The 21,172-nt window shown below is 71.9% G+C and carries 19 protein-coding genes and 1 tRNA gene; 8 read left to right on the top strand and 12 right to left on the bottom strand.

Translation table 11 applies throughout. The features are described from left to right. Positions 1-115: 115 nt before the first annotated feature. The 3 genes from O7635_RS10265 to O7635_RS10255 are packed head-to-tail and all read right to left on the bottom strand — an operon-like array spanning position 116 to position 2,842. A complete protein-coding gene (locus tag O7635_RS10265) occupies positions 116-1,561 on the bottom strand; it encodes a PP2C family serine/threonine-protein phosphatase (protein ID WP_278080183.1) in 1,446 nt (481 codons plus the stop codon). After that, positions 1,558-2,043, bottom strand: coding sequence for an FHA domain-containing protein (locus tag O7635_RS10260; protein ID WP_278080182.1), 486 nt, complete (start codon positions 2,041-2,043; stop codon positions 1,558-1,560). The genes O7635_RS10265 and O7635_RS10260 overlap by 4 nt, the downstream gene beginning before the upstream one ends. 4 nt (positions 2,044-2,047) lie before the next feature. Further along, complete coding sequence (locus O7635_RS10255) at positions 2,048-2,842, bottom strand: DUF3662 and FHA domain-containing protein (protein ID WP_278080181.1); 795 nt, start codon at positions 2,840-2,842, stop codon at positions 2,048-2,050. 224 nt (positions 2,843-3,066) lie between these two features. On the opposite strand from O7635_RS10255, the gene O7635_RS10250 reads away from it, so the two are divergent. The 3 genes from O7635_RS10250 (at position 3,067) to O7635_RS10240 (ending at position 5,103) form a co-directional block, all read left to right on the top strand. Next, positions 3,067-3,152, top strand: a tRNA-Leu gene (locus O7635_RS10250). 74 nt (positions 3,153-3,226) lie between these two features. Then, entirely contained in the window at positions 3,227-4,300 is a 1,074-nt protein-coding gene (locus tag O7635_RS10245) for an NAD-dependent epimerase/dehydratase family protein (RefSeq protein WP_278080180.1), read from the top strand. Next, a complete protein-coding gene (locus O7635_RS10240) occupies positions 4,297-5,103 on the top strand; it encodes a WecB/TagA/CpsF family glycosyltransferase (RefSeq protein WP_278080179.1) in 807 nt (268 codons plus the stop codon). The genes O7635_RS10245 and O7635_RS10240 overlap by 4 nt, the downstream gene beginning before the upstream one ends. Here O7635_RS10240 and O7635_RS10235 read toward each other — a convergent pair. Continuing rightward, positions 5,100-6,968 (bottom strand): S8 family peptidase, encoded by a 1,869-nt coding sequence (locus O7635_RS10235; protein WP_278080178.1) that lies wholly within the window; start codon positions 6,966-6,968, stop codon positions 5,100-5,102. The two genes, O7635_RS10240 and O7635_RS10235, sit on opposite strands and share 4 nt — an antisense overlap. Positions 6,969-7,106: 138 nt before the next feature. Then, the gene (locus O7635_RS10230; RefSeq protein WP_278080177.1) at positions 7,107-8,981 is read right to left on the bottom strand and encodes a S8 family peptidase; all 1,875 of its coding nucleotides are present in this window, start codon (positions 8,979-8,981) and stop codon (positions 7,107-7,109) included. Between the two features lie 212 nt (positions 8,982-9,193). Between O7635_RS10230 and O7635_RS10225 the strand changes: the two genes are divergently transcribed. After that, entirely contained in the window at positions 9,194-9,775 is a 582-nt protein-coding gene (locus O7635_RS10225) for a hypothetical protein (RefSeq protein WP_278080176.1), read from the top strand. On the opposite strand, the gene O7635_RS10220 is transcribed toward O7635_RS10225, so the two are convergent. From O7635_RS10220 to O7635_RS10210, 3 genes are all read right to left on the bottom strand, one after another. Beyond that, positions 9,746-10,135: a hypothetical protein gene (locus O7635_RS10220; RefSeq protein WP_278080175.1), complete on the bottom strand. Its 390-nt coding sequence runs from the start codon at positions 10,133-10,135 to the stop codon at positions 9,746-9,748. The two genes, O7635_RS10225 and O7635_RS10220, sit on opposite strands and share 30 nt — an antisense overlap. Before the next feature lie 174 nt (positions 10,136-10,309). Beyond that, positions 10,310-10,534, bottom strand: coding sequence for a DUF397 domain-containing protein (locus O7635_RS10215; RefSeq protein WP_203705228.1), 225 nt, complete (start codon positions 10,532-10,534; stop codon positions 10,310-10,312). Continuing rightward, complete coding sequence (locus O7635_RS10210; protein WP_278080174.1) at positions 10,498-11,379, bottom strand: helix-turn-helix transcriptional regulator; 882 nt, start codon at positions 11,377-11,379, stop codon at positions 10,498-10,500. The genes O7635_RS10215 and O7635_RS10210 overlap by 37 nt, the downstream gene beginning before the upstream one ends. Positions 11,380-11,695: 316 nt before the next feature. On the opposite strand from O7635_RS10210, the gene O7635_RS10205 reads away from it, so the two are divergent. Both O7635_RS10205 and O7635_RS10200 read left to right on the top strand, forming a co-directional pair. Beyond that, complete coding sequence (locus O7635_RS10205) at positions 11,696-11,980, top strand: hypothetical protein (RefSeq protein ID WP_347405271.1); 285 nt, start codon at positions 11,696-11,698, stop codon at positions 11,978-11,980. 108 nt (positions 11,981-12,088) lie between these two features. Further along, the gene (locus tag O7635_RS10200; protein WP_278080173.1) at positions 12,089-12,874 is read left to right on the top strand and encodes a hypothetical protein; all 786 of its coding nucleotides are present in this window, start codon (positions 12,089-12,091) and stop codon (positions 12,872-12,874) included. A gap of 280 nt (positions 12,875-13,154) precedes the next feature. Here O7635_RS10200 and O7635_RS10195 read toward each other — a convergent pair whose 3' ends face one another. Beyond that, entirely contained in the window at positions 13,155-14,069 is a 915-nt protein-coding gene (locus O7635_RS10195) for a PASTA domain-containing protein (protein ID WP_278080172.1), read from the bottom strand. Between the two features lie 129 nt (positions 14,070-14,198). Between O7635_RS10195 and O7635_RS10190 the strand changes: the two genes are divergently transcribed. Then, a complete protein-coding gene (locus tag O7635_RS10190; RefSeq protein ID WP_278080171.1) occupies positions 14,199-15,416 on the top strand; it encodes a hypothetical protein in 1,218 nt (405 codons plus the stop codon). An 18-nt stretch (positions 15,417-15,434) separates the two neighbouring features. Here the strand turns inward: O7635_RS10190 and O7635_RS10185 are convergent, their stop codons facing one another. Continuing rightward, on the bottom strand, positions 15,435-16,913 hold the full coding sequence (locus O7635_RS10185) for a glutamate--cysteine ligase (protein ID WP_278080170.1): 1,479 nt from the start codon (positions 16,911-16,913) through the stop codon (positions 15,435-15,437). A gap of 201 nt (positions 16,914-17,114) precedes the next feature. Further along, complete coding sequence (locus O7635_RS10180) at positions 17,115-17,699, bottom strand: YceI family protein (protein ID WP_278080169.1); 585 nt, start codon at positions 17,697-17,699, stop codon at positions 17,115-17,117. A 100-nt stretch (positions 17,700-17,799) separates the two neighbouring features. Between O7635_RS10180 and O7635_RS10175 the strand changes: the two genes are divergently transcribed. Continuing rightward, a complete protein-coding gene (locus tag O7635_RS10175) occupies positions 17,800-18,309 on the top strand; it encodes a MarR family transcriptional regulator (RefSeq protein ID WP_278080168.1) in 510 nt (169 codons plus the stop codon). 236 nt (positions 18,310-18,545) lie between these two features. Here the strand turns inward: O7635_RS10175 and O7635_RS10170 are convergent, their stop codons facing one another. Continuing rightward, positions 18,546-21,083: a tetratricopeptide repeat protein gene (locus O7635_RS10170; RefSeq protein WP_278080167.1), complete on the bottom strand. Its 2,538-nt coding sequence runs from the start codon at positions 21,081-21,083 to the stop codon at positions 18,546-18,548. Positions 21,084-21,172 lie beyond the last annotated feature (89 nt).

The following is a 21,172-nucleotide window of genomic DNA, read 5'->3' as shown; positions in this document are numbered from 1 at the left end:
CGCGAAGCCGAGCAGGGCCAGCTCCGCGTTGCGCCGCGTCTGCACGTCGCGGATGCGCGGAAGCTCACCCGTCGCTGCGGGTGTGTTAACCGGACCGGCCTGCGAGCTCACGATGTCAGTCGGACGGCCGGCAGTCCGCCGGGTCGATGACCGGCGGGACGGTGTCGGTCGGTGGCGCGTCGGGCACGGAGGTCGGAGCGCCGACACCGGTCGTCGGCGTGCCGGTGGCCGGTGGCGTCGCGGTCGGGTTCGGCGGCGGGGTGGCCGCCGTCCCGGTCGGCTCGGCGACCGGCGTCGGGCTCGCCGGGCAGGCCGGCTTGAGGTTGGGATTGGTCGGCTCGTCGGTCGTCAGCTCGGCCAGGCGGCGCTGCGCGTCGGCCTCGCTGTCGGCCTGGATGCCCTGCTTGACCCGCTCCTGGGCGACCGAGGTGAGGTCGTCGAGGTTGGTGCCGCTGGTCGACTGGACGCTGGACAGGTCGACGCCGGCGATCTGACCCGGCACGCCACGGAACACCGCCAGCTGCCCGTCGTCGGTCGCGCCGACGTAGAACTGCTGCTGGGTCACCCGCCAGCCGGCCCACAGGCCGCCGCCGAGGATGATCAGCAGCACGCCGAGCAGGACCGCGGTGCGCAGCGGTCGGCGCCGGCGGCGGTCGGTGTCGTCTTCGTGCGACCCGCCCCGGCCGTTGGCGTCGGCGGGCAGGTTCTGCTCCGGCGCGGCGGCGCGCGGGCCGGCGAGCGCCGCGGAGGCGCGGGCGGCCGGCGTGTCCGGGTTGGCCGAGGTCGTGTTGCCCCGGTCGCGGGCCGCGGCGCCGCCGACGATCGGGGCCGCCTCGACGATGTCCTGGTCGGTCGCGTCGGCGATGACCACCGTGATGTTGTCGGGGCCGCCACCGCGCAGGGCGAGCGCGACCAGGCGCTCGACGCACTGCTGCGGGTCGGTGTAGTCGCGCAGCGACTCGGCGATGGTGTCGGCGCTGACCACGCCGGAGAGGCCGTCGCTGCAGATCAGGTAACGGTCGCCGCGCAGCACCTGGCGCACCGAGTATTCGGGGTCGATGTCGCGGCCGTCGAGCGCCCGGGTGAGCAGCGACCGCTGCGGGTGGCTGCTCGCCTCCTCGGCGCTGATCCGGCCCTCGTCGACCAGCATCTGGACGTAGGTGTCGTCCTTGGTGATCTGCGCGAACTCGCCGTCGCGCAGCATGTAGGCGCGCGAGTCGCCGATGTGCACCATGCCGATCTTGCTGCCCGAGAACAGGATGGCGGTGAGCGTGGTGCCCATGCCCTCGAGGTGCGGATTGGCGTCGACGGTGTCGCGCAGCTGTTGGTTGGCGGTGTCGACGGCCGTGCGCAGCGCGTCGACGAGGGCGTCACCAGGGACGTCCTCGTCGAGCGGGGCCATGGCGCCGATGACGATGTTGCTCGCGACGTCACCGGCGGCCATGCCGCCCATTCCGTCGGCAACGGCGAGCAGCCGCGGTCCGGCGTAGACGGAGTCTTGGTTTCCGTCCCTGATCAGACCGCGGTCACTGCGGGCCGCGTAACGCAGTGTCAGTGTCATGGCCGTAACTCGAGTGAAGTGCGGCCGATGCGGATCGGCACGCCGAGGGGGACGGGGGTCGGTCCGGTGACCTTAGCGCGATCGAGATACGTCCCGTTCGTCGAGCCCAGGTCTTCCACGAACCACTGCCCTGACCTGGGAACAAGCCGGGCGTGACGCGCCGACGCGTAATCGTCGGTGATCACCAGTGTCGAGTCCTCGGCGCGGCCGATCGTGATCTGGCCGTCACCGAGCGTGATTCGCGTGCCGGCGAGCTGACCCGCGGTCACCACGAGCTGGTGAGCCGCGCGTCCACGCTTCACCTTGGCCGGCCGCGACTGGCCGGTCGACGCGCCCACCCCCCGTGGCGCGGCGACCAGCCGACTGGATCGGGCCCCGGCGAAGAGGTCACGCCGGATCACACCCACCACCGTGAACACGAAGATCCACAGCAGAATGATGAATCCGATCCGGGCGACCTCGACGACGAAATCTCCGGCCAACGGGCTAACCGTCCACGCGGAACGTCAGCGTCGTCGTGCCGAGCTGGATCATGTCACCGGGGTTGAGGGCCACGGCCGAGACGCGCTGGCCGTTGACCATCGTGCCGTTGGTCGAACCGAGGTCGGTGAGCACGACCTGCGCGCCGTCGAAGTCGAGGCGCGCGTGCCGGCGCGAGATCCCGACGTCGGGCAGGCGCAGGTTGGCCTGGTCGCCCCGGCCGATCACGGTCGAGCCCATCTGCAGCGGGTAGGTCCGGCCGTCACCGGAGACCAGGCGGATGTTGCGCCCGCCGCCACCGTGCATCGGCGGCTGCCCGTAGCCCTGGTCATAGGGCTGTTGCTGCTGTTGGTAGCCACCGCCGGGCGCGTCGTAGCCCTGCTGCACCGGGGCGACGTCGCCGCCGGTGTAGACCTCGGCCGTGACCCGGAACATGCCGGTGTCGAGGCCGTCGCCGCGCTCGATCTCGACGATCACGTCGCCGTAGACCGTCCACGCCTGCTCGCCGATGAACTCCGCCTGCGACTGGGCGAGCTCCTGGGCGAGCGCGGCCGCGTAGGGCGCCAGCCGGCTGTGGTCATAGGGAGATAGGTCGATCACGTAGCGGTTAGGCACCAGAGTCCGCCCGCCGGCCAGGATAGCCTTGTGCGCCTCCGCCTCCCGCTGCATGGCGTTGAGGATCTCCACAGGGTGGACGACCCCCTTGAACACCTTGGCGAAGGCCCCCTCGACCAGGCCTTCCAAACGCTTCTCGAAGCGTTGCAGCACGCTCACCGGCTCCTCCTCGGGTTCCGAGGCCATGATGGTATCCGGCCGGGGCACATGCAGCGCGCATGGCGACCGGCCGACGGTCTACGCCGGTCTCCGTGGAACGCCGTGGGAGCGCTGTCGCACGAGACGTCTGGGGGACCGAGCCCGCCACCGGAGTGGCGGACAACGCCGTGTTAGTCTTCCCAGGCGCCGCGAGCGGCAACCGCCCACGGCCACCGGCAGGGATAGCGTAATATGTGCCGGCAGCTGTTCCCGGGGAAGTGGCGGAATGGCAGACGCGCACGGTTCAGGTCCGTGTGCCCGAAAGGGCGTGGGGGTTCAACTCCCCCCTTCCCCACCATGACGTTGGGCTCCGCGACACGCGGGGCCCTAACGTTATGCGCCCCTTGTTCGCCGAGCACCTGGAGTTGAGGCGTGTCCGTCGCGTTGGTCACCGGTTCCGGAGGCTTGATCGGCTCGGAGGCCACCCGGCACTTCGCCGGCCTTGGTCTCGACGTCGTCGGCATCGACAACGACATGCGGCGCTACTTCTATGGCGAGGACGGCTCGACCGCCTGGAGCATCGAGCGCCTCGGCCAGGATCTCGGCGGCGCCTACACGCACTACGAGACCGACATCCGCGACCGGGCCGGGCTCGAGCAGATCTTCAAGAAGTACGGCGCCGACATCTCCGTGGTGATCCACACTGCCGGCCAGCCCTCGCACGACTGGGCTGCCAAGGAGCCGTTCACCGACTTCGACGTCAACGCCGTCGGCACCCTCAACGTGCTGGAGAACACCCGCCTGCACGCGATCGAGGCCCCGTTCATCTTCTGCTCGACCAACAAGGTCTACGGCGACCGGCCCAACAGCCTGCCGCTGATCGAGCAGGAAACTCGTTATGAAATCGCGCCCGACCACCCGTTCGCGCAGGGCGTGACCGAGGAGATGTCGATCGACGACTGCCTCCACTCGATCTTCGGTGTGAGCAAGGTCGCGGGCGACGTGATGGTCCAGGAATACGGCCGCTACTTCGGCATGAAGACGGCGGCGTTCCGCGGCGGCACGCTGACCGGCCCGGCGCACTCGGCCGCCGAGCTCCACGGCTTCCTCGGCTACGTGATGCGCTGCGTGATGGAGGAGCGCGTCTACAACCTCTTCGGCTACAAGGGCAAGATGGTCCGCGACGCCATCCACTCCCACGACGTGCTCACCGCGTTCGAGGCGTTCTTCCGGGCCCCGCGCTCCGGCCAGATCTACAACCTGGGCGGCGGCCGGCACTCCAACACCTCGCACATCGAGGCGTTCGCCCTGGCCGAGCAGATCTCCGGGCGCAAGGCGAAGATCAACTATGTCGAGCAGGCCCGGGTCGGCGACCACCAGTGGTGGATCAGCAGCATGGCCCGGTTCCAGGAGCACTACCCCGAGTGGACGCAGACCTACGACGTCCCGATGATCCTGCAGGAGATCCACGACGCCAACGTCGACCGCTGGGTCCCCGGGTCGTGATCGACAAGGGACGGCACAGCGTCCTCGGCGTCCTGGTCGACGCCGTCGACTACGAGACCGCGACCGCCCGGGTCATCGAGGCGGCGCACGAACGGCGGCCGCTGGCGCTGACCGCGCTCGCCGTGCACGGCGTGATGACCGGCGTGCTCGACCCGCCGCACAACGCCCGGCTCAACTCGTTCGACGTGGTCACCCCCGACGGGCAGCCGGTCCGCTGGGGCCTCAACCTGCTGCACGGCGTCGGCCTGACCGACCGGGTCTACGGCCCGACGCTGACCCTGCGGGTGCTGGCCCGATGCGCCGCCGAAGGCCTGCCGGTCTACCTCTACGGCTCGACCGACGAGACGCTCGGCCGCCTGGTGCCGGCGCTGGAGAAGATGTTCCCGGCGCTCAAGTTCGCCGGCTACGAGCCGTCGAAGTTCCGCACCGCCCGCCCGGGCGAGGCCGTCGAGATCGCCGACCGCATCCGGTCCTCCGGCGCCCGCGTGGTGCTGGTCGGGCTCGGCTGCCCACGGCAGGAGATCTTCGCGTACGCCATGCGCCCGCTGCTCGACATGCCGCAACTGGCCGTCGGGGCCGCCTTCGACTACCACGCCGGCCTGCTCCGCAAGCCCCCGCCGTGGATGCAGCGCGCCGGCCTCGAGTGGCTCTGGCGGCTGGGTCTCGAACCCCGCCGGCTGTGGCGCCGCTACGTGATCCTCAACCCGGCCTATCTGTCCCGGCTCTTCGCGCAGAAGACGGGCCTGTGGAAAGCGGCCCCGCCGCCACCGGCGACGGAGCCGCTCTCCGAGTTCCCGGTCTAGAGCGTCAAGGTCCAGTTGTTGACGTAGCCGGTGTCGGACGCCAAGGTGTCCCGCACCCGGAGCTGCCAGTTTCCGTTGGGCGACTCACCCGCAACGTTCACCGTGTAGGTCGCGTTGACGTCGGGCCGCGTGTCGTACGGGCTGGCCGCCTTCAAGCGGTAGGCCGTGCCGTCCGGAGCGACCAACTCGACGAACAGGTCACCGCGGAACGTGTGCACGATGTCGACGGCGACCTTCGACGTCGTCGACGGGCTGCGGTCACAGCCGGCGACCGTGATCGTGCTCGTCGCCGCGGGCCCGCCGGCGTCCGGGATCGCCACGTCGACGCCGTTGCCGCCGGAGCAGCCGCCCGGTCCCGAGATCACCGTCAACGTGAGCGTCGCCGACCGGGTGCCCGACGTCCCGGTGCCGGTCACGGTCAGCGGGTAGGTGCCCGGTGCCGTCGCGGCCGACGCGCTGATGGTCAGCGTCGACGAGCCGCCCGAGGTGACCGTGGCCGGGTTGAAGCCGGCCGTCGCGCCGGCCGGCAGGCCGGTCACCGCCAGCGACACCTGCTGCGCGGTGCCCGTGTTGCCGGTGGCCACCGTTACGGCGGTCGAGCCCCCGGGCGCGACCGCGGTGGAGGGCTGGGACACCGACACCGTGAAGTCGCTGGCGGGTGGTCCCTGCGCGATCGCGAACAGCAGCCGGTTGGGGGTGCCGGTGCCCGGGTCGGTCACGACGTTGGGGGTCGAGTTGGTGACCAGGTAGTCGCGGACCTGCTGGTTGCTCCAGGTCGGGTTGGCGGACAGCACCATGGCGGCCGCGCCGACGACGTGCGGGGTCGCCATCGACGTGCCGTCGATCGTGTTGGTCGCCGTGTCGCCGCTCGCCCAGGCCGACGTGATCGCCACACCCGGCGCCAGCAGGTCGACGCAGGTGCCGAAGTTCGAGAACGACGCCGCCACGTCGTCGGCCGCGGTGGCGCCGACGGTGATCGCGTTGGGCACCCGGGCCGGCGAGTAGTTGCAGGCGTCCTGCCGCCGGCCGAGGAGGTTGCCGTTGCCGGCCGCGACCCCGTACGTGATGCCGGAGTTGATCGAGTTGTTGAGCGCGGTGTCCAGCGCGGCGCTCGGACCGCCGCCGAGGCTCATGTTGGCCACGGCGGGCCTGACCGCGTTGGCGGTGACCCAGTCGATGCCGGCGAGGACTCCGGCGTCGGTGCCGTCGCCATTACAGTCGAGCACCCGCACCGCGACGAGCTTGACGCCCTTGGCCACGCCGTACGCGTTGCCACCGACCGTGCCGGCGACGTGCGTGCCGTGCCCGTTGCAGTCGTCGGCCGCGCCGCCGTCGATCACGTCGTACCCGCTGGAAGCCCGGCCGCCGAAGTCCTGGTGGCTGGTCCGGATCCCGGTGTCGATGACGTACGCGTGCACGTTCGTCGCCGTGTTCGGGTAGGTGTAGGACCGGTTCAGCGGCAGGTTGCGCTGGTCGACCCGGTCCAGCCCCCACGACGGGGGGTTCGGCTGGGTGCCGTAGGCCCGCACCTTCTGGTTCTGCTGGACGTAGGCGACGCTGGGGTCGGCCGCGACCTTGGCCGCCTGCGCCACGGTGCCGCGGAGCTCGAAGCCGCGCAGCGCGGCCCGGTAGGTGTGCCCCACCTTGCCACCGGCCCGACCGGTGATGGTCTTCGCCCGGCCGGCGACGGCCGTGCCGCCGACGGCGGCGTCCTTGAACACGACGATGTAGCTGCCGGTGACGGCGGTTTCCGCGCCCGCGCGCCCGACGGCGCCGGACGGCTGGGCGGCGGCCGCGGGTGCGGTGAACGCCAGCGCGGTCAGGGCACTGACCCCGACCACAATGGACCCCCGTGGGAGCTTCATCTCCCTCCTCTCCTTCGGATCCCCGAACACGCTTCGCGTTCGCGGATCATGGGAGAGGGTATGCGGTGCGGCAACGCGTGGATAGATGCCTTTTGGTGCGGCCCCGCCGCCATTTGGTGACGGGGCCGCCCATGGCCGCTAGAGGGTCAGCGTCCAGGTGTTGATGTAGCCGGTGTCGGTGCTGTAGACGTCGCGCACCCGGAGCTGCCAGTTGCCGTCGGCGGACTCGCCGGCCAGGTTGACGGTGTAGGTCGCGTTGACGTTGTCAGCGCTGTCGAACGCGCTGCTGTTCTTGAGCCGGAAGGCCGTGCCGTCCGGCGCGACAAGGTCGATGACCAGGTCACCGCGGTACGTGTGGACGATGTTGACGGCCACCGTCGACGTGCCCGACGGCGCCCGGCCGCAGCCGGCGATGCCGATCGTGCTGGCCACGTTGGTGTTGTTGTCGGGGATCGCCACGTCGGTGCCGTTGGTCCCGGAGCACCCGCCGCCGGTGCCGCCGGTCACCGTGAGCGCGTAGGTGGCCGTCCGCGCGCCGGCCGCGCCGGTGCCCGTCACGGTCACGGAGTAGGTGCCCGACGGTGTCGCCGCCGAGGTCGTGATGGTCAGGGTCGACGAGCCGCCCGACGTGACGGAGGCCGGGTTGAAGCTCGCGGTCGCACCGGACGGGAGCCCGCTCGCGGAGAACGACACGGTCTGCGCCGTGCCCGAGGTGGTGGCGGTGTTGACGGTGGTGGTGGCGGAGGCGCCGGCCGTCACCGAGCCGGCGGCCGGTGAGACCGACACGGCGAAGTCGTTGGCCGGCGGTGTGCCGTCGTTGACCACGAACAGCAGCCGGTTGGGGGTGCCGGTGCCGGGGTTGGTCACGACGTTGGGCGTCGAGTTGTTGACCAGGTAGTCGCGGACCTGCTGGTTGCTCCACCCGGGGTTGGCCGACAGCACCAGGGCGGCCGCGCCGGCCACGTGCGGCGTCGCCATCGACGTGCCGCTGATGGTGTTGGTGGCGGTGTCGCCGGTCGACCAGCTCGAGGTGATGTTGACGCCGGGCGCCAGGATGTCGACGCAGGTGCCGAAGTTCGAGAACGAGGCCGCGGCGTCGTTGTTCTGGGTGGCGCCGACCGTGATGGCGTTGGGCACCCGGGCCGGCGAGTAGTTGCAGGCGTTCTGCCGCTGCCCCAGGATGTTGCCGTTGCCGGCCGCGATCGCGAACGTGACGCCCGAGTTGATGGCGTTGTTGACCGCGTTGTCGATCGACGTGTTGGCGCCGCCGCCGAGGCTCATGTTGGCCACGGCCGGCTTGACCGCGTTGGCGGTGACCCAGTCGATGCCACCGATCACCTGTGCGTTGGTGCCGCTGCCCTGACAGTTCAGCACCCGCACGGCGACGAGCCGCACACCCTTGGCCACGCCGTACGCCCCGCCGCCGACCGTGCCGGCAACGTGCGTGCCGTGCCCGTTGCAGTCGTCGGCCGCGCCGCCGTCGACGGCGTCGAACCCGCTGACGGCCCGGCCACCGAAGTCCTGGTGCGTCGTGCGGATCCCGGTGTCGACGATGTACGCGTGCACGTTCGCGGCCGTGTTCGGATAGGTGTAGGACTGGTTGAGCGGCAGGTTGCGCTGGTCGATGCGGTCCAGCCCCCAGGACGGCGGGTTCGGCTGGGTGCCCAGCGCGTGCACCGTGTGGTTCTGCTCGACGTACGCCACGTTGGGGTTCGCCGCGACCTTCTTCGCCTGGGCTTCCGTGGCGCGCAGCTCGAAGCCACGCAGCGCCGCGCGATAGGTGCGGACCACGCTGCCGCCGTGCCGGCTCGCCAGGGTGGTCGCGCTGCCGTCGACCGAGGTGCGGGCGACCGCGGTGTCCTTGAACACGACGATGTAGCTGCCGGCGACGGCGGTCTCGCCGCCGGCGTTGAGCACCGTGCCGCTCGGTTCGGCCGCGGCCGCGGGTGCGGCGAACGCGAACGCGGTCAGGGCACCGACCCCGACCAGGATGGACTTGCGCGGGAGCTTCATCTCCCTCCTCCCCTCCGATCGGTGGACCGGCCGGCCCGCTCGTGGCGGGATATCGGCGTCCACCGATCTCTGGTGAGGCTATGCGGAGGAGGAAGACGTGAACAGATGTCGAATTTTCAATATTGCGCGGTGCCCCTACGGGACGGTTCTGCGGGTCGCACCCGGGTGCGGCCCCGATGTGTCCGGCCGTCGTCTGGACGAGTCTCGTATGCATGGGGACCGAACTGGCACTGACCACCGCCGTCGCGGCCGCCGCGCTCGCCGCGGCCGCCCTCGCCGACCTGTTGCCGCGCGCCACGAGCGCCGCCGTCCTGCGCCGCCGCGCGGCGCGGCTGCAGCTGCTGGTGGGCGGGTTGCTCGCGGCGCTGGCCGCTGTCGCGCTGGCCGGCCTGGCCGGCTACGGCGACCTGGCGCCGGCGGTTCTGCCGCTGGGCGTGCCGGCGCTCGCCGTCGCCCTGGTCTCCATGCGCCGGCTCGGCCGGGTGCGGCGCGGAGCCGCCGCCTTCGCGACGGCGCCGCACACTCCCGCGCCGCCCGGACTGCGCGCCGCGGCCGCGCATCCGTTGCTCGCCCTGCCGATCCAGGTGACCGCGCTGGCGGGCGTCGCGGCCGTGCTGGCCGCCGCCGGCCTCGTCGCGCTCACCGTGCCCGCGGTGCTGGGTGTGGTGCTGACCTCGGCCGGGCTGCTGGTCGCCGGCATCGGCGTGCGAGACGCGCTGCGGCACAGCCGCCTCGCCGAGGGTGCCGTGGCCCGGCCGGAACGCCTAGCCGCGCGGCCGGTTGGCGTCCTGTAGGTAGAGCAGCTCCAAAATGGAGCGCGCGGCCTCGAACCAGCGGTCGAGCCAGCCGGCGGTCGGGATGCTGCCCTTGGGCGGCAGTTCCAGCAGCAGACCACGCAGCAGCGGGTGGTCCGCGATCAGCGCCTCCGGCTCGCCGTTGACCCACTGCGGCGGGTAGACGGGCTCGAGCGACGGGAGGTCCTTGCCGCCGGCCGCGCTGAGGTCCGACGGGAGGCCCTGGCGGACGACCCGCTCCGGCTCGCGCTCCGCCGGCGCCTCGATGGTGAGGGACGCCTCGCGCCGGGCCTTGCGGTACGGGCCGGTGAACCGCTCCTGCGTCGCCGAACCGTTTCCGAGGTTGTCGGGCATGGTCATTCGTCTGTCGCCTGCCTGCTCGTTCGGATTAACCCGCTCGGCGGGTTGACCTGGCATTTGCCCGGTCTTCTGGTACAACGACCCGAACTGGTGGGGGCGACGGTCAGAGGCGTGTCGGGCAACGAAACAGGCGCCCTCCGGGGCTGGAGAGCGCCTGACTTTCGGGGCTGGGGGCTAGAGGTCGAACTCGCCGTCCTTGGCACCGCCGACGAAGGCGTCCCACTCGTCGATGGTGAACAGCAAGGCCGGTCCGGTCGGGTTCTTCGAGTCCCGCACGGCAACCGCGCCGGGAACGAAGGCGACCTCGACGCAGTTGTCGCAGTTGGGCCCGCTACGGGTGCTCTTCTGCCAGACCGCGCCGGTCAGGTCGACGTCGAACCCCTTGGTCTCGCCTTCCACAGTGGCTCCTTAGCTAGCTTTGCGATGTAGTCGACCGACTCCTCGGGACGGAGTGCGGCCGCTCTGATGTGGTCGAAGATGAAGACGTACTTCCGCAACTCGTCGCTCTTCTCGATGAAGAGGCCCCCGGTGGCGTTCTCCGCGTAGACCACTTCAGGGTCACTCGGTTCGGGGAACTCCAGAATGGCGAACGTGCCGTCCATGCCGGCGTGAGCTCCTGCCTCGAACGGCAGGATCTGCAAGGTCACATTAGGGAACTCTGCCGCCTTCACAAGCCTTTCCAGTTGGGCCCGCATGACGGCATCACCGCCTACAGGCCGGCTCACCACAGCTTCATCCAGAACGAACCAGAGGTCGATCGGGTCGTCCTCTTTCAATAACGACTGACGAGCGCGACGGACACTCACCCTTCTGTCCACATCATCGGTGGTGAAGTCCGGTCGTGCAGCGCGGATCATCGCCTTGGCATAGTCCTCTGTCTGCAGGAGACCGGGGACCGCCTGCTGTTCGTAGGCGCGGATGGAATGGGCCGCGGCCTCGAGCCCGACATAGGCGCCGGCGAGCACCGCACCGTACGGGTGCCACCAGCCTTTCTGGCGGGCCTCCCGGGCGATCTGGACGAGCTCTTCGCACTCGGGGCCGGTGACGTCGTAGATGGCGAGCATGTCGCGCACGTCGCGCGGGGTCGCCGAGGTGTGACCGGTTTCGATCCGGGAGATCTTCGACGCGGAGCATTCGAGCCGCTCAGCCACCCCGTCGATGGTGACGCCGGCGGCTTCGCGACGGCGGCGTAGCTCGGCGCCTAGTCGCCGGCGACGGATGGTCGGGCTCCGGCGCTCGGTCACCGGTCACCTCCGGCAGGTGCGGGCGTCCGCACCTATTCGGGGGAACGGACCTAATCGGACGAAAGTGGTGCGCCGTGCATAATGCGCGGCTGTTGTCATGCGCGTTCAGTCTGACGCGACGATCGGCCGGACATCAAGGACCATACCGGCGGTTAGAAGTGGCGAAAGCACTACCAAAGTGCAACTTGCATTGATCATGTTGTTGGTGCACTCTGTGCGTATGCCACGGGTTACTCAGCGTTTCTGAAAGATCAGTTCGGCCCGACGGCGCTTTCTCAGTTCCCCCCGATCGCTCGGCTTCGGAACAGGAGTAGCTGTGCTTCCTCGCTCCGGTGACGTGCTGCACGTGACGCGCGCGGCGAGCGTCCAGTTCATCGACCCACTTCTCTTCCGCGTCATCCGCGTCCACGACTGGCCTACCTATGACGGCTGGGTCTGGCTCGACGGCTACGAGCTCAACGCGGCTGGCGACGCGGTGGAGCGGCGCTCGATCTTCGTGCAGGTCAACGGCCTGCGCCAGCTGCGCTCCCCCAACGACCTACGCGCGGCGCCGCGGCGGGTCAACGCGCCGCCGATGCAGGTGGCCGCCCGCGCGGGCTGACCCTTACCCATTCCGGGCATGGGCGGGGCTTCGCGGCTCTAGACTCGGCATACCCACCGAACAGTTCTTCCCAGGCGTGACCAGGACCCCTAATCCTGGGGGTCACACATGGTCAAGCCACCGGCGCGACCGCTGATCCGCTGTGCCCCGTTGTGCCTCGCGGCCGCGCTCGTCCTCGGCGGCGTCACGCTGCCCGCGGTCGCCCTGCCCGGCGTCGCGCTGGCTTCGCGCGGCTCCGCCGTCGCCCAGCCGGGCGGTCTGCCTGACGTGCCCGGCCTGCCCACCCTCGGCGTGCCCGCGATCGACCTGCCCATGCTGGAGGGTGGCGGGCTGCGCCTGCCGCCGCTCGTCCCGGTGCTGCCGGGTGTCGTCCCCCAGGTCGGCCCGGGCGTGGCCGGACAACCGTTCGACCCGGACGGGTGGTTCGACAACGAGGAACCCGACGACCCGCGGCCGCCGGCCGAGCCCGACCCCGAGCCGGACTCGGACTCGGACGAGGACCGTCCTGGTCCGCCTCCCGCTCCGCCGGAGGAACCGGCACCCGTCAAGCCGGACGCGGTCGCGCCGCCCGCCCCGGCCGCGCCGGCGCGCCCCACTGCCCCGCCGCCACCGGCCCAGGGTGGGAGCGCACCCCGACCGGCGCCGATCAAGCCGTCGCCCCGGCCTCCGCGCACCCAGAAGCCCACCCCTTCGCCGGCGGACACTCGCGGCCTGGACGAACTCTTCCCGGACCGCCCGTCGACGGACACACCGGCGGCCGGCAACCCACGGGAAGCGCCCACCAAGGCGGAGCCGGCCGGCTACGGCCCCCCACTGATCTATTCAGGCCTGGCCGGCATGCTCGTCTCCGCCATCGGCATCGGCATCGTCCTCAACCGCCGCCGCGGCTGGTGATGTCGGACCCGCCCGAGCGCGGCCAGGTGTTCCCCGGAGCCGACATGCTTTGGCATGTGCGCACACCGGGAAGCATGTCGGCCCGCCGAACATGCATCGCCGGCGCGGCGACACGCCTTGCGGCAGTGCGCCGCCCGCGGCGCGTGCATCGACCGCCGTGGGGCGCTCCGCGCTCGGCCCCCGTCAGGCGGCGCTGGACGCGCGGACGGCGCGAAACCGGCCGCCTGATCTGGACCGCGACATCACCGACCGCGCGGGCTTCGAGGGCGATCGTCCGGCCTTACGGGCCCGGCGGGATGCTCGGTGAGGTGGTGGGTGGGGTCGTGGCGGGTGGCGTGGTGGGCGCCGGGCCGTTGGAGACGTCGAGGGTGACCGTCGAGCCCGGTGCGACCTCGGTGCCGGCCGCCGGGTCGGAGTCGACGACCGTGCCCGACGGCTCGTCGGAGTCGACGAAGTTGAGGCGGGCCGTCAGGCCCGCGGCGGCCAGGCGCTGGCCGGCCTCGGCCACGGTCAGCCCTTCCAGCGGCGGCACAGGCACGGCCGCGGGCGTCGTGGCCGTCGGCGACGGTGCGCTGGTGCTGGGCGGCGCCGTGCTCGGCGGCGCGGTGGTCGCCGCCGCCGTCGTGCGGCTCGGCTCCGGGGTCGGCGTGCTGTCGTCGCCGCGCAGGATCAGCCAGATGCCGAAGGCGAGCACGCCCAGCAGGATCAGCGCGATGATGCCGATCAGGATCGGCATCCACCAGCGGCGTCCGCCGTCGGGCGGGCCGGGCTGCCAGTAGTCGGGCGGGCCGTCGTCGGGTGGCTCGCCCGGGCCACCGGGCTGCGGGATGCCGGCGCGGCCGGCCCAGGCGCCGTCGTGCGGCGGGATCGCGTTGCGTGGAGTGTCGCCCGGCTGCTGGATCCGCGTGGTGCGGTCGTCGGCCGGCGGCATCCGGTCGCCGCGGTCCGTGGGCGAGATCTGGGTGGTGCGGTCGGCGTCGTCGATGCGTTGCGTGCGGTCGGCGGCCGGCGGTTCGACGGGGGCGGTCCGGTCCGGGTCGTCCTGCAACGGCCGGGTGCGGTCGGGATCCGTACCCGCGTCGTCGTCTCCGTCGTCCTGGATCGGGTCGAACGGCGCCGTGTGGTCCAGCGGCTGATCGCGGTCGTCCGAGCCGGAACCGCGGTCACTCCGCGGGTCCTTGGGCTGGTCGGCCATCCTCGATCCCTTCGCCGCCGGAAAGATCCGGCACCGACCCTAGCCTGCCGAACCTCGGACCGCTCCGGCCGCGGTGCCCGCCGGCGGCAAGGCTCGCCCGCGCAGCGACCGGACGCTACGCTGCCCGGCATGGCCGTACGAGGCTGGGGAGGATCGGTCGCCGCGGCGATCGGCGTTGCCGCGTGCGCGGGCGCGGCGCAGCTCGGTCTCGGCTACGGCCTGGGCATCATCACCTGGTTGCCGGCGTCGGACCGGGCCGGCGAGGCCGCGTGGGCGGCCAGTCTCGCCTGGGCCGCCTGGATCGCCGCGACGTCGACGGTGGCGGGCGCGATCGGCGCGCAGCGACTGGCCGAGCCGGCCGAGGGCGACCGCGAGTCGTCCGGGGCCGCGCTGCTCGGCCGCCTCTCGCTCGTCGTCGCCGCCGCGGTCGGCGCCCTGGTCACGGTCGCACTGGTCGCCGTGCCGGCCCGTGCCGCCGTCCGCGCCGACACGTTCTCACCGCAGACCATCGCCGCCGGTTACGCGGTCATCGGCGTACTCGTCGGCCTGGTCTTCGCGATCTGGGCCCTGTCGTCGCGCTCGGCCGCCGGCAACATCATCGCGACCATCGGGTGGCTCTGGCTGCTCGCCGTGGTGTCGGTGATCGAGGGGGTGGTCTCGGGCGGCGACCAGCCGCCGGCGCAACTCGGCGTCTGGCAGATCAGCAGCGGCAGTGAGGCGTTCTGGTTCCGCGACTACCTCTACTGGCCGGGCGCGGCCCTCGCCCTCGGCGCGGCGTTCGTGATCGGCGCCCTGGTCGCCCGCGGCCCGGCGGCCGACCCGTTCCACCGCGTGGGCGCGGCCGTCTCCGGCATCGCCGGCCCGCTGGTCGTGGCGGCCGCCTACTTCCTGGCCGCGCCGCGCCTCTCCGGCATCCGCCCGGAGCAGGTCTCGGCGCACCTGCTGGCGCCCTACGCGGTGCTGGCCGGGCTCGCCGGCTCGGTCCTGGTGACCGCGCTCGCCCAACGCGCCGACCGCGCCCGGCTCGACGTGCCCGCCCAGCGGACGCACGCCACCGACGACGATGCGGCCCCGTGGACGCCCGCCGGCGACCGCTCGGGCGCCTCCGGCATCCGGCCCGACGATCGCGACCTGTCGACCCCCTCCGGCGGCGCCGACACTGAGCCGCGCGGCCGAGGCGCACACGGCAGCCGGCCCGACGACCGGGAAACCTACGACACCGACGCCACGGGCACGACGCGCACCTCGGTCGCCACTCCACTGTGGCCGGAGGGCACCGCGCCCGGCGACGACGTCGCACCGCCGAAACCCGAGCGCAAGCGACGGTTGGGCCGTCGCAACAGCTGACCCGGCACAGGCGAAGCCTCAGTCGATGGGCCAGGTGTGCACCGGGTCGTTGGTGCGTTGCAGCTCTCCGTAGCGGGTCAGCATGTGGTGCAGCGCGGTCGTGCGGTCCATGCCCCACTTGCTCTCCGCGGCGCAGACGGTCGCCGTCTGCCAGGCCGCGCCGTTCTGGCCCGTGCGGCACCGGTCGGCGATGATGCCCAGCAGGTGGTCGCGGAACCGCGGCGCCACCCCGAACCGGTCCAGCCCTGCCGCCGCCCGGGGCAGCAGCACCTCGGGCACGAGGTCGGCGATCCGGACCTCGCCGTGGCGGGGCCAGTAGACCCGGGCGTCGAGGCCGCGGCGGGCGGCGGCGTGGAAGTTCTCCTCTGCCTTGGTGAACGGCAGCTGGCTCCAGATGGGACGGTCGGCCTCGGCCAGGTCACGCACGAGTCCGAAGTAGAACGCCGCGTTGGCCAGCATGTCGATGACCGTCGGGCCGGCCGGCAGCACGCGGTTCTCCACCCGCAGATGCGGGCGGCCGTTGGTGATGTCGTAAACCGGGCGGTTCCAGCGATAGATCGTGCCGTTGTGCAGCCGCAGCTCGCCGAGCCGGGGCACACCGCCGTTGTGCAGCACCTCGACCGGGTCCTCGTCATCGGTGATCGGCAGCAGCGGCGGGAAGTAGCGCACGTTCTCCTCGAACAGGTCGAAGATCGAGGTGATCCATCGCTCGCCGAACCACACCCGCGGGCGTACACCCTGGGATTTCAGCTCGTCGGGGCGGGTGTCGGTGGCCTGCTCGAACAGCGCGATCCGGGTCTCGGCCCAGAGCTGTTTGCCGTAGAGGTAAGGCGAGTTGGCGCCGATGCCGACCTGGATGCCGGCGATCGACTGCGCGGCGTTCCAGTAGTCGGCGAACGTGTCCGGCGCGACCTGCAGGTGGAACTGCACGCTGGTGCAGGCCGACTCGGGCGCGATCGAGTCGGTGAAGGTCTGCAACCGTTCGACGCCACGGATGTCGAGCCCGATGTCCTCACCGCGCGCGGCGACGATCTGCTCGTTGAGCGCCCAGTAGCGCTCGTTGCTGGAGAGGTTGTTGAGCACGAGGTGGCGCGGTGTGAGCGTGGGCAGGATGCCGATCAGCACGATCGTCGCGTCGGCCTTGTTCGCGCGATCCTCGGCGCGACCGATGCTGGCCTGGACGTCGTGCTGGTAGTCGGCGAAACCGTCGCCCTCGATCAGCCGCGGTCGGGCATTGAGCTCGAGGTTGAACTGCCCGAGCTCCGTCTGGAACGTCGGATCGGAGAGGTTGGCCAGGATTTCCGCGTTGCGCATGGCTGGCTCGGCGTCTTTGTCGACCAGGTTGAGCTCGATCTCGAGACCCGTCGTCGGCCGTTCGGCGTCGAACTCGAAGTCGTCGAGCATCAGCGCGAAGACATCGAGACATCGACGGACTTTCTGCCGATACCGGACGCGGTCTTCGCGGGAGAAACCAACCGGCGACACGTCCTTGCCCATGTGCCCTCCCCGGCGCACGGCCCCGTATGACTGGCGAGTGGACCCTTCACGGTAGGAGGGCCGAGAGCGCTCGGCCAGGGACAAACCAGATACTTATCACCCTTTGTAAGCGGATCAAAGCGTTCAGTTCACGATACGCCAAGGCCCCGGCGGCTGTGATCAGCTGCCGGGGCCTCGCGATGTGGTCGGTCGACGCCAAGGTCACGCCTGGCGGACGGCCTCGCCCTCGATCTCGATCCGGACCTTCTTGCCGACCAGAACGCCACCGGTCTCCAGGTTGACGTTCCAGGTGAGGCCGAAGTCCTCACGGTCGATCTCGGTGCTGGCCGAGAAACCGAAGATGTCCATGCCGTACGGGTTGCGACCGGCGCCCTCGAACTCGACCTTCAGGTCGACCTTGCGGGTAACGCCGCGAATGGTCAGCTCGCCGGGCAGGACGAACTCCGTGCCGTTGACCTCCTTGACGCCACCGAGGCTCTGGAACTCGATGGTCGGGAACTCCTCGGTCTTGAGGAAGTCGGGGCTGCGGAGGTGGTTGTCGCGGTCCGCGACGCCCGTGGTGATGCTGGCGGCCTTGATGGTCGCGCTGACGGAGGACTCGGTCGGGTCCTCGGCGACGGTGATGGTGGCCGACGCCTCGTCGAAGTGACCGCGGACCTTGGCCACCATCATGTGGCGCGCCACGAAGCCGACCAGCTTGTGGGCGGCGTCGAGCTCGTAGGTGCCGGCGGTCGGAATGGTCACGCCGTTCCAGACGCGGGTGTTGTTGGTGGCCGTGTCGGTCATCGGGGGTGCTCCTTCAGCATGCTCATCGTGTGGGCCGAACACTTGATGAAGCAACTATATCGCGCGCAATATTCCGCGCGTCAAGGACTGCTACACTGAAGTGGTGAGTGACCTGCACGACGATCCCCGGATCACCGCGATCGGGCTGCTGGCGGAGGCCTTCACCGGGCTCTCGGCCCGGTTCGCCGCGCAGTTGGCCGGTCACGACCTCTCCGGGGTCGAGTTCGAGGTGCTGATGCGGCTGGCCCGCTCGCCGGGGCACGAGTTGCGGATGAGCGACCTAGCGGCCCAGACCACCTTGTCTACCAGTGGCGTCACCCGAGTCGTCGACCGGATGGAGCGCGAAGGGCTGCTCCGCCGGCGCGCCTGCCCGACCGACCGCCGCAGCTCCTACGCCGGCGTCACCAGCGCCGGCCTGCAGCGGCTCGGCGAGACCCTCCCCGGCCACCTCGAGCTGATCGAGCAGTGGTTCACCGGCCAACTCGAGCCGGCCGAGCTGGAGCAGTTCCTGGGCTACGTGCGCCGGATCCGCGACGCGGTCAACCCGTGCGCGACAGCCGGCGCCGACGGTGCTCCAGAGGCCGACCGCCCCGAGGCGATCAGCGCCTGACCTTCCTGCCGCTCAGCCCCGCCGGACGTTACCGGCAGAAAGACCGGCAGAACCGATCGACCCCAATCGCCAAAAGCCACATTTGGTACGTCCGGCGCGCGACTCCCGATACGGTACTCAACAGCAAGCGCCACGGGGGCGCGACGCGGGTGTTTCACCGAGGTCCGTCGGGGGGCGGGCCAGTCCGCGTCGAGCGGGGGTGGAAGGCAGCCGGTGCTGACTGATTGGGAGGGCAGTCAGCGCCGGCTGTCCTGACGTTCGGCCCTCTGCCGCTCGGCCGGGAGCAACGTGATCCCGCCCTCTTTGCAGACCGCTTCGAGCCGCTCGACCACCGCGGCCCGGTTCATCTCGTCGTCGGTCACCGACGCGAGCCCGACCAGCGCCTCGGCCACGTCCCGCAGGTCGCGCCCGCCGGCATAGGACTGCACCGCGACGCCGAACCACTCCGCCGCCAGCACGCGGTCGCCGCGCCTGGCCGCCAGCGTCGCCTCGATCATCGCGCTCGGGCCGTGCACGTCGCTCGGCGGCGCCGCGCCGACGCCCGGGTCGGCGTCGACCGCCGCGGCCCGCAGCTGGGCCAGCACCCGCAGCGCCTCGTCGGGCCGGTCGGCCAAGGCCGAGGCGAGCCCGATGGTGCCGAGCACGCGGGCCCGGTGACCCGGGTCGCCCAGCCGCTCGAGGGCCGCGATCGCGCGACGGCCCATCTTCACCGCGTCGTCGTGCCGGCCGTCGAGCCGGTTGACCTCGGCCACGTTGGCCAGGGCCAGGGCGCGCAGCCGATCCTCGCCGCACTGGGCGGCGAGCCGGTCGACCGCGGCCATCCGCCGGCGGGCGGCGGCCAGGTCGCCGATCCGGATCTCGTGCCACGCCAGGTTGTTCTGGGCGACCGCCATGTCCCGGGTGCGTCCGGTGCGGGTGGCCAGGGCCAGCGCGGCCGCGCCGTGCCGGCGGGCCTCGTCGTAGCCGCCCGTCGACATCCACAGCCCCGACAGCTGGTTGCGGGCCGCCAGCTCGCCGGAGACGTCGCCCTGCTCGCGGAACGTCGCGAGCGCGGCCTCGGCGGCGGGCAGCTCGCTCGGCCCCGCGCTGTGCTCGGCCGCGAGCTGGGCCACGCCGAGCTGCGCCCAGGCCCGCAGCACCGGGTCGGCGTCGGCGGTGCGCGGGTCGTCGAGCAGGCGGCGCAGCCACTGCCGGCCGGCGGCGTCGCGGCCGCGGAACCGCCACCAGCGGGGCAGGTTGGCGGCCAGCAGCAGCGCGGTGTGCGGGTCGTCGATCGCCGAGTGGGCCAGGGCGCCCCACAGGTCGCTGGTCACCTCGTCGAGCCGGGCCACCGCGCCGGGCAACGTGCCGCCGGCCAGCTCGGGCGCGATCCGGGCGGCGAAGCGGGCCATCACCAGCGCGTGCCGGCGCCGGATCGCGGAAAGCTCGCCTTCGGCCGCGGCCTGCTCCTCGGCGTAGTCGCGGACCACGTCGAGCAGGCGGAACCGCATCGAGCCGGCGCCGCGCATGCCGAGCAGGCCGAGCGCGACCAGCCGGTCCAGCAACGGCACCGGGTCCGTGTCGAGGGCGCCGCCCGGCGCGGCCGTGTCGGCCAGCATGGCCTCGCCCAGCTCGACCGACCAGCGGTTGCGGAACGGCGAGAGGCGGCGCACGGCCAGCTGCTCCTCGGGCTCCAGCAGCCGGTAGCTGGCCGCGACCGCGTCGCGCAGGCTCACCGCGACCGCCTCGTAGGCGCTGCCCGGCGCGGTCTCCGGGCCGGCGAGGTCGAGCAGGCGGTGCCCGTACCGGTCGAGGATCTGGTTCATGTCGAGCACCCGGCCTCGCGCGGCGGCGAGCTCGATCGCCAGCGGCAGCCCGCCCAGCCGGCGGACCAGCCTGATCAGCGCGCCGACCTCGCCCTTCTCCAGCGGATCGCGGCGGACGCGGCGCAGCCGGTCGAGGAAGAGCGCGACGGCGGGATAGTTCGACACCGCGGCCAGGTCGAGGTCGTCGGCCGGCGGCACCTCCAGCGGTACGACCGGCCAGACGCGCTCGCCCGGCAGTCCGATCGGGTGCCGACCGGTGGCCAGGATGCGCAGCGAGGGCGCGACGGCGGTCAGCTTGTGCAGCGCCTCGGCGGCCGCGCCCGGGGCCCGCTCCACGGCGTCGACCAGCAGCAGGCTCGGCGCCCCCGCCAGCCGGCCGGCCAGCTCGTCGGCGCGGGCCACGCCCAGCACCGTCGCGGCCGCCGTCAGCACGTCGCTCTCGGTCGAACCCTCGGTGATCAGGATGCCGGCGACGCCGCCCGGGTGGCGTTCCTTGACGCGCTCGATGACGGCCAGCGCGACGCTGGTCTTGCCGACGCCGGCGAGGCCGACGAGGGTCACCAGGCCGTCGCCGCGCAGCAGGGTCAGCGCCACCTCGGCGACGTCGAGGTCGCGGCCGACCAGCGGTCCCGGTGGCGGGAGGCCGCGGCCGCGGCTGGCCGAGACCGACGCCGGCGCCAGCTGGGTCATCGCCGCGACGGCGGGCCGGTCCTCCGTCGGGGTCGCCACCGCGCCGCGCGCGACGGCGAGGAACTCGGTGCGCGCGAGGCCGGTCAGGTTGAGCGCGGTGGCCAGCAGGTCCACTGTGGTGCGTTGCGGCCGGGACGCGCGGCCGCGTTCGAGGTCGCGAACCGTCCGTACGCCGACGCCGGCCCGGGTCGCGAGCTCGTGCTGGGTCAACCCGGCTTCTCGGCGGCGGGCCTTGAGCAGGGCGTCGAAACCCTGGTCAGCGCCGTGATCCGCGGTCATGGCCAGGAAGGCTACGCAGCGCAGCCCCCGACCGGGAACCACAACGTCGCGTCACTGACCGGTGAACGCCCAATTTCTGACAGAGCAAT

This window comes from Asanoa sp. WMMD1127, assembly GCF_029626225.1.
GTDB lineage: Bacteria > Actinomycetota > Actinomycetes > Mycobacteriales > Micromonosporaceae > Asanoa.
Note: the sequence above shows the minus strand (reverse complement) of the source record. Positions and strands in the feature narration are given on the sequence as shown.